The following is a 10,590-nucleotide window of genomic DNA, read 5'->3' as shown; positions in this document are numbered from 1 at the left end:
CATCGGCCAGCTCCACTTTGCTGGCAAAGGTGGCCTGGGGCAGTCCGGCCAAGGCGGCCAGCATTTGGCCGGTTTGGTTGGCATCGTCGTCGATGGCTTGCTTGCCCAAAATGATGAGGCCGGGTTGCTCTTTGTCCACCAGCGCCTTGAGCAGCTTGGCCACGGCCAGCGGTTGCAGTTCGGCCTCGGTTTCGACCAAGATGGCGCGGTCGGCACCAATCGCCATGGCCGTGCGCAGGGTTTCCTGGCACTGGGCGGTGCCGCAGGAGACGGCGATCACCTCAGTGACCAAGCCTTTTTCTTTCAGGCGCACGGCTTCTTCGACGGCAATTTCGTCAAAGGGGTTCATGCTCATTTTGACGTTGGCGATGTCCACGCCGGTGCCATCGGATTTGACACGCACTTTCACGTTGTAGTCCACCACGCGCTTGACCGGTACGAGAATTTTCATAGTTTCAATCTCTCAATCATGGAAATAACGACCCGCTGCCGCACGCTGCACCACGGCGGGTGCTGGTGCATACAGTGGTGAAATGGATTGGTAGCTTTGGCAACGGCGCACCATCTCGGCCAAACCGATGCGGTCGGCCCAGTGCAGGATGCCGCCCAAATGGCGCGGAAAGCCCAGCCCCAGAATCAACCCCATGTCCACCTCCACGGCTGAACCCACAATGTTGTCGTCTAGGCAACGTGCGGCCTCTAGCACCATCGGTAGCATCATGCGGTCTATGATCTCTGCGTCTGTGAAGCTGCGCGGGCCACGGGGCTGCACAGCAGCCAGCAGGGCCGAAACGCCCTCATCTACCAGCCGCTTGGGCTTGCCCTTGGCATCGGTTTCGTAGCGGAAGAACCCTGCACCAGACTTTTGCCCCAACCGCTGCGACTGCACCAGCAGCTCTACGGCCAACGGAAAATCGGGCTGCATCCGAGGGCCGTAGCCATCGGCAATGATGTGCAACACATGCTCGAGTGTGTCCATCCCGATCACATCGGCCAGATAAGCGGGCCCCATCGGCCAGCCAAAGGCTTCCATGACCCGATCCACCTGCTGGTAGTCGGCCCCATCATGCACCAGCCGCAAAAAGGCCAGGCAGTATGGCACCAGAATGCGGTTGACCAAAAAGCCGGGGCAGTCCTGTACCACAATGGGTGTCTTGCCCATGGCCACCGCATAGCCAGCGGTGGAGGCGGCTGCCACCGCATCGGTGGCCGGGCCTTGAATCACTTCTACCAGTGGCATTTGTGGCACAGGGTTGAAAAAGTGCATGCCAACAAAGTTTTGTGGCCGCTGCAAGGCGCTGGCCATGTCGGCAATGGACAGTGACGAGGTATTGGAGGCAATGATGGCTTCTGGGCCTACCAACGCCTCCACCTCGGCCAGCACTTTTTTCTTGATGCCCAGGTTCTCGACAATGGCTTCAATCACGATGTCGGACTGCTCAAAGCCTGCAAAATCGAGTTGTGCGTGGATGGATGCCCGCACCTGCTGGGCTTTTTCGGGTGGCATGCGGCCCGAAGCCACTTGCTTGGCCAGCAGCTTGTCGGCCTCGGCCAGCCCCAAATCCAGTGCAGGCTGGGCAATGTCTTTCATGCGCACAGCAACGCCGCGCACGGCGCTGGTGTAGGCAATGCCCCCTCCCATGATGCCCGCGCCCAACACCGCCGCTTGTTTGACGGGCCGAGCCTGCCGGGCATAGGCCTTGGCCTTCTTTTTCAGAAACTGGTCGTTGACAAACAGGCGCACCAGTGAGGCGGCTGTTTCTGTCTTGAACAGGCGGGCAGCCACCTGCGCCTCCTGTTGCAAAGCGGCGGGAGCCTCTTGGGAGGCTGTGTCTGCCAACAACTGCACAAAGGCCGAGGCTGCGGGGTAGTGGGCAGCCGTTTTGGCTGTGCTGACACGGGCCTGCTCCAGCACCGCAGCATCCAGTGCCACACCGGCATGGACGCGCGCCCGATACGCTTGCCAATCCTGCTGGCCGTGGGCCGCTTGGGTCAGCCAAGCCAGTGCCGTACTGCGCAGAGCGTCGGGCGTTGCGATGGCATCCACCGCGCCCGCCTGTAGGGCCGCAGCCGCCTTGTGGGAGGTGCCGCTCGTGATCCACTGCAACGCCACCGCACTCCCGGCAATGCGCGGCAGCCGGGTAGAACCACCATAACCGGGGATGATGCCCAGACTGACCTCTGGCAAACCCACCACGGCCCCTTCGGCCATGACACGGTGGTCACAGGCCAAAGCCACCTCCAAGCCGCCCCCCAAAGCCGCTCCGTTGATGGCAGCCACTGTCGGAAAAGGCAACTGGGCCAGCGCAGTCAGGGTGGCACTGCCCTGCACCACAGCGGCTTCTATCTCGGCCTGCGAACGCTCCAACAACGCCCGAAACTCGAAAATGTCGGCACCCACAATAAAACTGTCTTTGCCGCTGCTCAACAACAACCCCCGCACCGCTGGAGTCTGTTGCAGCAAGGCCAACGCCTGCCGAAATTCTGCCATTGTGGACTGGTTGAGCTTGTTGACGGCCTCACCGGTGCCGTCAAAACACAGCTCCACCAACCCATCATCCAAGGGCACCAGTCGCAGGTTTTTTCCTTCAAACATGTTCAATGTCCTGCTGCTCATGGGGTTTAGATTCGCTCAAAAATAGCCGCAATGCCTTGGCCTCCGCCAATGCACATCGTCACCAACGCATAACGGCCTTGGATACGCTGCAACTCGTGTACAGCCTTGACCGTAATCAATGCCCCAGTGGCACCGATGGGATGACCCAACGAGATGCCCGAGCCATTAGGGTTAACTTTGGCAGGGTCCAAGCCCAAGTCCCGGGCCACAGCACAGGCTTGTGCTGCAAAGGCTTCGTTGGCCTCAATCACATCCAAGTCTTGCACTGTCAGGCCCGCTTTTTTGAGGGCCAGTTGCGTGGCAGGCACGGGGCCAATGCCCATGTATTTGGGATCTACCCCAGCGTGGGCATAGGCCACCAAACGGGCCAAGGGCTGAAGACCACGGGCCTGTGCGGTTTGCGCCTCCATCAGCAGCACCGCAGCCGCAGCGTCATTGATACCCGAAGCATTGCCCGCAGTAACAGTGCCGTTTTCTTTCACAAACACTGGCTTGAGTTTGGCAAAGTCTTCCAGCGTGGCATCGGGGCGAAAATGCTCATCTGTGGCATAGGCCACCTCGCCCTTGCGGCTCTTGAGCATGACGGGAACAATTTGATCCTTGAAATAACCCGCCTGCGTAGCGTGTTGGGCGCGCTGGTGGCTTTGCATAGCCAAATGGTCTTGCTCTTGGCGCGTGATGCCCCACTTGCTTGCAATGTTCTCGGCTGTCACACCCATGTGGATTTTGTGAAAAGGGTCGTGCAAGGCACTGACCATCATGTCCACCATCTGGGTGTCTCCCATGCGGGCACCCCAACGGGTATTGAGGCTGGCATAGGGAGCACGGCTCATGCACTCAGCCCCCCCACCAATGGCAATGTCGGTGTCACCCAACAAAATACTCTGGCTGGCTGAGACTATCGCCTGCAGACCCGAACCACACAGGCGGTTGACGTTGAACGCAGGCGTGCCTTCGGCACAGCCCCCTTCAATGGCCGCCACGCGCGACAGGTACATATCGCGTGGCTCGGTATTGACCACATGGCCAAACACCACATGGCCTACATCCTTGCCTTCTGTTTGGGTGCGGGCCAAAGACTCTTTGACCACCAGCGCCCCCAATTGGGTGGGAGGCACATCTTTGAGGCTGCCACCAAAAGTGCCAATGGCGGTACGGACTGCGCTGACGACGACGACTTCACGTTGCATAACGGTCTCCTGGAATGGTTGTAGGACGTGGGGTACTCAGAACGCGCTCAGGGGCATGGCAGCCATGCCTTGGTAGCCATTGACGATGCTGTCACGCAACGCTCCTGTGCGGGGCAAGATGTGGTCGGCATAGAAACGCACGGTGGCAATCTTGGCCTGCATGAACTCTGCATCACGGCCTGCCGCCAGCTCACGCTCGGCCACCTCCAGAGAGCGGGCCAATTGCCAACCTGCCACCAAGTTGCCTGCGAGCATCAAATAAGGCACGCTGGCGGCATAGACCGCATTGGGTTGAGACTTGGCCTGAGAGGCAATGCACTGCACCGCACCAACAAAGGCTGCACGGGCCGCCTGTAGCCGCGCTGCCACGGCGCGGGCGTGGTCACTGCCTTGGGCCAAGGCCGCCTCGGTGGCCGCAATTTGCTCGGCCAATGCCAAGGCCATCTGCCCCCCATCGCGGGCGGTCTTGCGGCCCACCAAGTCATTGGCTTGGATGGCCGTGGTGCCCTCGTAAATGGTCAGGATGCGGGCATCGCGCAGGTGCTGGGCCGCCCCCGTTTCCTCAATAAAGCCCATGCCGCCATGCACTTGCACACCCAGTGTCGTGACCTCTTGGCTCATCTCGGTGCTGTAGCCCTTGACCAACGGCACCAGCCACTCATACAACGCTTGGTTGTGCCGACGGGTGGCCTCATCAGGATGGTGGTGGGCCAAATCGTAGGCAGCTGCTGTCACGCTGGCCATAGCCCGGCAGCCTTCGGTCAAGGCACGCATGGTCAACAGCATGCGCTGCACATCGGGATGCTGGATGATGGCCACCGCGCCAGAGGCACTGGCGTCTACTGGGCGGCTTTGCACACGGTCGCGGGCATATTGCACCGCTTGCTGGTAAGCGCGTTCGGCCACCGCCACCCCTTGCACCCCCACGGCAAAGCGGGCAGCATTCATCATGATGAACATGTATTCCAAGCCGCGGTTTTCTTCGCCCACCAAATAGCCAATAGCGCCGCCGTGGTCGCCAAACTGCAAGACGGCCGTAGGGCTGGCCTTGATGCCCAGCTTGTGCTCAATGCTGACGCAATGCACATCGTTGCGCTCACCCAAAGAGCCATCGGCATTGACCAACACCTTGGGCACAATAAACAGGCTAATGCCCTTGACGCCCTCGGGCGCACCCTGCGCACGGGCCAGCACGAGGTGGACGATGTTTTCGGCCATGTCATGCTCGCCATACGTGATGAAAATCTTGGTGCCAAAGATTTTGTAGCTGCCATCCTGTTGGCGCTCGGCACGGGTGCGCACCAAGGCCAAGTCAGAGCCTGCCTGGGGCTCGGTCAGGTTCATGGTGCCAGTCCAGGTGCCAGCCACCATCGGGGGGATGTAGGTGGTCTGCTGCTCGGGCGAACCGGCGGTCAGCAACGCCTCAATAGCCCCATCCGTGAGCAAGGGGCACAGCGCAAAGCTCAGGCTAGACTGGTTCAGAATCTCGATGACGGCAGCACCAATAGTTTTGGGCAGCCCCTGACCACCAAACTGTGCTGGATGCTGCAAGCCCTGCCAGCCTCCTTCGCCAAATTGCTGAAAGGCTTCCTTAAAGCCAGGGGTGGTGACTACCTTGCCATCCTCAAAATACGAGGGATTAAGGTCGCCCGCACGGTTGAGTGGGGCCACAACCCCCTCATGAAAACGGGCACATTCATCCAAGACAGCTTGGGCGGTTTCCAAACCAGCGTCTTCAAAAGCGGGCACTTGGACAGCCATCTGCTCCAACTGGGCCAAGTGCTGTACGTTGAACATCAAATCTTTGACGGGGGCGGCGTAGCTCATAGGGGACTTTTTTATGGGTTGAATAGAAGAGGAAACGGCTTACTGGGCTGTGGGTGCAGGGGCTTGGGCACTCTGGTAGGTTTGGCGCAATTGCCGCTTGTTGAGCTTGCCCACGCTGGTGCGGGCAATCGACTCCACAAACTGCACCTGTTCGGGCACAGCAAATTTGGAGATATGGCCCTGATTGGCAAAATGGGTCAGGTGCTCGCGAATGTCTTGTGCCGAGGCCGTGCAACCTTGGCGCAACACCACCAAGGCCATAGGGCGCTCGCCCCAGCGGGCATCATTGACGGCAATCACTGCGGCTTCAGACACTGCCGGGTGGCGTGAAATCAGGTCTTCCAGCTCTAGCGAGGAAATCCACTCCCCGCCAGTCTTGATCACGTCTTTGATACGGTCGGTCACGCGCAGGTAGCCATGCGCATCAATCACACCAATGTCATTGGTGTGCAGATACCCCCCCTCCCACAGCACTTCGGAGTTGGGGGCATCTTGGAAGTAGCCCTGTGTGAGCCAAGGCGCACGCACCACGATCTCACCAGAGGCCGTACCGTTGTGGGGCACATCCTGCATATTGGTGTCCACAATGCGCAGGTCTACCAGCGGAATGGGCAACCCCGTGGTGGTGCGCACCTGCAATTCACGCTCGGCATTGCCCTGCAACGGTGTCTTGATTTGGGCCAGTGTCAGGATCGGGCAGGTTTCTGACATGCCATAGCCCGTAAACACATCAATGCCACGCTCTACGGCGGTTTGGGCCAGCCCTTGCGACAGGGCCGATCCGCCAATGATCATCTTCCAGCCGCGCAGATCTGTCTGTGCGGCAGCGGGATGGTTCAAGACCATGTGCAGCAGCGTAGGCACCCCATGCGAGAAGGTCACTTTCTCTTTGGCAATCAGCGCCAACAGGGTGTCGGGTATGTAGCGGCCTGGGTAAACCTGTTTCAGGCCCATCAGCGTAGCGATATACGGCAACCCCCACGCATGGACATGGAACATCGGTGTCATGGGCATATAGACGTCATCGCGGTGGATGCGCCCTTGATCGACCGCACTGGTCAATGCCCCCATCGTTGCCAGCGTGTGTAACACCAGTTGGCGGTGGCTAAAGTAAACCCCCTTAGGCAGGCCGGTGGTGCCGGTGGTGTAGAAAGTAGTGGCGCGGGTGTTTTCGTCAAAATCTGGGAACGGGTAATCCGCACTGGCCAGACCCAACAAGGTTTCGTATTCGCCCCCAAAGCCTTCGGGCAACGCCAGCGTCTGGCCGTCGGCAATCAAGATGAAGGTCTGCACCGTCTCTAAACGGGGGCGTATTTCCTGCAACACCGGCAAAAAGTCGGCGTGCACCAGCAATGCCTTAGCGCCCGAGTGGTTGAGGGTGTAGGTGATCTGGTCAGGTGACAGGCGCACATTGGTCGTCATCAGCACCGCGCCCATCATCGGTACAGCAAAGTAAGCTTCGAGATAGCGGTGGCTATCCCAGTCCATCACAGCCACGGTGTCGCCGGGCTGAACGCCTGCACTGCGCAGGCTGCTGGCCAACTGACCAATGCGTTGGCGAAACTGGCGGTAGCTGTAGCGGGACTGGTCGCGGTAGACGATCTCTTGGTCTGGATTGACGGCCAAGGGGGTGGTCAACAATTGCTTGATCAGCAGCGGGTAAGCGTAGGCTGAAGGGGTACGGTCAATCAACGGAAGGGCATCCATGCCTGTGTCTCCTGGTGCTGCGGCTTGTGCAACCCCGCACGCCGCCATAGAGAAAGCATAGGGCGACCACCCCTGAAAGCATCCCCCCGCAAAGGGGAGGCGCTGCCATTGGCGATGGGGGGGGAGGCCATAGTGGTAAACCCTGATCACCCCACCTGAATCAGGCCACCGCCCTTGCCCAAGACGGGCTGGCAGGGCAAACCCTGTGTGGCCCATCTGATGCTGGAAGCAGCCCCAATGCTAAAATTTTTGACACTGCCAAGGTGATTCAGTTTGGGGCTCGACCCAGACTCTCAGAGTCCGGCTCTATCCTTTGCGGCCATCCGTTGCCCGGCATGGCAGGCCGGAATTTCCATCTGTTTGCACCTTGTTTGTATGTCTGGGCCTGTCCCCCTCTCCAGTCCCGTCTGGCACCTGACGCTGATCCAGACCAAAATGACGCCCCCCAGCCCCCCCCGCAGGCAGGTGGCGCGGTTGGCCCTGTGCCAACGCCTAGAACAAGCCCTAGAGCGCCGCGTGACAGTGGTCACGGCCCCGGCGGGTTTTGGCAAAACCACCTTGCTGCGCCAATGGTGTGAGGAGTTGCGCGCACGCCAGCATGTGGTGGGCTGGCTGAGTGTAGACACCGAAGACAACGATCTACAGCAGTTTGGTGCCTACCTGTTGGGCTGCCTGCGCCTGGGTGGTGTGGGCGGACAAGCCGAAGCACTGCTGCGTGACGACCCCATGACCCCCGTCAACGCCATTGTGTCGGTGCTGCTCAACGAAATTGCTGCCGACCCGCGGCAAGTGTTTCTGGTGTTAGATGATTTTGACCGACTGACTTCACAGACCATCCGTGCCCTAGTGCTGCGGCTGCTGCGCTACGCCCCAGCCAATTTTCATCTGCTGATGGGGGTACGGCACGACCAAGGCCTGAATCTGGGCGAACTGCGGGCACAAGACCAGTTGCTCAACATCGGCGTTGACGAGCTACGCTTTACGGTAGAGGATGCACGCCGTTTTCTGTGCCAAACACGGGGGGTGGCACTAGACCCCTCTAGTGTGCAAATGCTGCACGATGCTACCGAAGGCTGGGTGGTTGGCCTGCAACTGGCCTCGTTGGCGCTGGAACAATCTGTGGATGCAGCCCAAGTGGCCCACGACATTACCAGCAATCGGTACGGCATTGACGCCTACCTCGAAAGCACGGTGTTGGCACAAATGCCTCCGGCCATGAAGCAGTTTGCCTTGCGCACCTCCATTCTGGAGCGCCTTGGGCCTGAGGTGTGCGATGCCGTCATGGCCGAGCACGGCAGTAGCTGGGAAAAACTCGAATGGCTGGAGCAGCACAACCTGTTTTTGCGCGCGCTGGACGAAGAACGGCGCTGGTACCGCTACCATGCCCTGATGGCGGCTGCACTGCGCCGACGGGCCGAACGCAGCTTGGCCACCGAGCTACCCCAACTGCACCGGCGGGCGGGCGCTTGGTTTGCCGAACAGCAACTCTGGCCCGAGGCTGTGCGCCATGCACTGGCCTGTGGCGACATGGCACAGGCCGCAGGTTGGGTGGAGGCCGCAGCAATGGCACTGATTGGCCGCAGCGATGTGCGCACCGTGCTGGGCTGGCTGGCTAAATTGCCCCCAGAAATCGTGCAGGAGCGCCGCCGCTTGCGGCTGGCACGGATTTGGGCGCAATTGTTGTCTTTGCGGGGCCGCGAAACCACCGAAGCAGCGGCCCTACTAGCGCAGGAGGTGACACAACAACAAGCCTTGGGCCACACCTCGGCTGCCGACACGTCACTGTTGGCCGAAATCAATGCAGCCAGAGCCCTCAATGCCGGGCTCATGGACGATTCGCACACATCGATGGAACTGGGCCGTTTGGCACACGCACAGGCACAAGCGTCCTCTACGGCACCCGGATGGGTGCGGCGCTTTGCCGAGGCAGCATTGGCATTTGGGCTGCCCTACGCTGGACGATTTGACGAAGTACGGCAGTTGCGCCAGACGGAAAGACGCGACCTCGACAGCGAAGTCTCGCTGTATGCCGACGTTTACTGCACCAGCATGTTTGGCCTGAGTGCGCTGGTACAAGGGGAAATTGACGAGGCGGCAGCCATCTTTGAAGCAGCCCTGAGCAAGGCCGAAGGCATGGTGGGCCGCTACGCCGCTGCCGCTGTGCTGCCCGCAGGCTATCTGGCCCAGATTTACTACGAGCGCAACGACATGGTGCGGGTGGAGCAAGTGATTGCAGGGCGCACAGCCATAGCCATACAGGCCTGCGCTCTGGGGTCACTACAGCGGTACTGTCGCACCTGCGCCCGCTGGTTTGCCCGGCGGGGTGACTTGGCCTGGGCATTGACCATTCTGGATGAAGGCAGAGAGTTGGCCGGGGTGCGGCAGTGGTTGCGACTGCGGGCCAGTTGTGATGCCGAGGCCGTGCGTCTACACCTGTTGCACGGAGACCTAGAGCAAGCCCAAAGGGTGGTAGACGAACTCAGCGCCGCCATGCCCACGACTGAGCCTTCGCCCATAGGCAGCTTTTTAGAAACCTACGCTAGCCATGCCTTTGCCCAAGCCCGGCTGGCCATGGCCCAAGGCCGGGCCGGGCAGGCGGTTGAACGGCTGACGGAAGTGCAGAGCCGCCTACACGCCGCAGGCATGGCCTACCTGCATGCCATTGCCTCCATGCTGCTGGCACTGGCCCTCGACCAGCGCGGCAGCCAAACCGAGGCTTTTAGCGCCTTGGATCAGGCGCTGGCCTATGCCCAAGCCCAAGGCATGGTGGGAAGCTTTATTGATGAAGGGGCCGTGATGGTTGGCCTGCTGCGCGCACGCCAGAGCTACACCGCCCGGCCTTTGGAGCCTGTAGGCTCCATCGTCGGGCAATTGCTAGAGCTGCTGGATACCAACCACCGGCCAGATACCGCGCTGACCCCTGCTGTCCAGCCCCATACCGGCACGGCCTCACCACTGCTGAGTGGACGCGAAATTGAAGTGCTAGGGCATATTGCCCAAGGGCTGTCCAACAAAGAAATTGCCCGTGCTTTGCAAGTGGCCCCCGAGACCGTCAAATGGCACTTGAAGAATATTTTTGAAAAGCTCAATGTTGGCTCTCGTGTTGAGGCGGCCCAAGTGGGCTTGGGCCTGCTGCGCTTGTTGCCGGGCCATACCACAGAGGCTACGGGCGTGGCCCCACCTACCAAAGGCCGCCGCACGGCATAGCAGGTGTTTGGTCAGGAAGCGGGCTGTTTTCTGCGCATACCG

6 protein-coding genes are annotated in these 10,590 nt (G+C 60.3%); 1 reads left to right on the top strand and 5 read right to left on the bottom strand.

What is annotated here, in order from left to right; genetic code table 11:
* From ACFO6X_RS10600 to ACFO6X_RS10580, 5 genes are all read right to left on the bottom strand, one after another.
* The coding region (locus ACFO6X_RS10600) for an electron transfer flavoprotein subunit beta/FixA family protein (protein ID WP_382432793.1) at nucleotides 1–451 on the bottom strand (451 nt) is incomplete at its 3' end.
* A 12-nt stretch (nucleotides 452–463) separates the two neighbouring features.
* The gene (fadB, locus tag ACFO6X_RS10595; RefSeq protein WP_382432791.1) at nucleotides 464–2,596 is read right to left on the bottom strand and encodes a fatty acid oxidation complex subunit alpha FadB; all 2,133 of its coding nucleotides are present in this window, start codon (nucleotides 2,594–2,596) and stop codon (nucleotides 464–466) included.
* Nucleotides 2,597–2,622: 26 nt separating this feature from the next.
* On the bottom strand, nucleotides 2,623–3,807 hold the full coding sequence (gene bktB, locus ACFO6X_RS10590; protein ID WP_382432789.1) for a beta-ketothiolase BktB: 1,185 nt from the start codon (nucleotides 3,805–3,807) through the stop codon (nucleotides 2,623–2,625).
* A gap of 36 nt (nucleotides 3,808–3,843) precedes the next feature.
* Nucleotides 3,844–5,634 (bottom strand): acyl-CoA dehydrogenase, encoded by a 1,791-nt coding sequence (locus ACFO6X_RS10585; RefSeq protein WP_382432787.1) that lies wholly within the window; start codon nucleotides 5,632–5,634, stop codon nucleotides 3,844–3,846.
* A gap of 39 nt (nucleotides 5,635–5,673) precedes the next feature.
* The gene (locus tag ACFO6X_RS10580; protein WP_382432785.1) at nucleotides 5,674–7,341 is read right to left on the bottom strand and encodes a fatty acid--CoA ligase; all 1,668 of its coding nucleotides are present in this window, start codon (nucleotides 7,339–7,341) and stop codon (nucleotides 5,674–5,676) included.
* A gap of 375 nt (nucleotides 7,342–7,716) precedes the next feature.
* Here ACFO6X_RS10580 and ACFO6X_RS10575 point away from each other — a divergent pair, with 375 nt between their 5' ends.
* Nucleotides 7,717–10,548 (top strand): winged helix-turn-helix domain-containing protein, encoded by a 2,832-nt coding sequence (locus tag ACFO6X_RS10575; RefSeq protein ID WP_382432783.1) that lies wholly within the window; start codon nucleotides 7,717–7,719, stop codon nucleotides 10,546–10,548.
* The last annotated feature ends 42 nt before the right edge of the window (nucleotides 10,549–10,590 follow it).

Origin of the sequence: Giesbergeria sinuosa (assembly GCF_042652905.1) — a bacterium.
GTDB lineage: Bacteria > Pseudomonadota > Gammaproteobacteria > Burkholderiales > Burkholderiaceae_C > Simplicispira > Simplicispira sinuosa.
The sequence above is the reverse complement of the archived record's forward strand: the minus strand, read 5'-3'. Positions and strand labels throughout refer to the sequence as shown.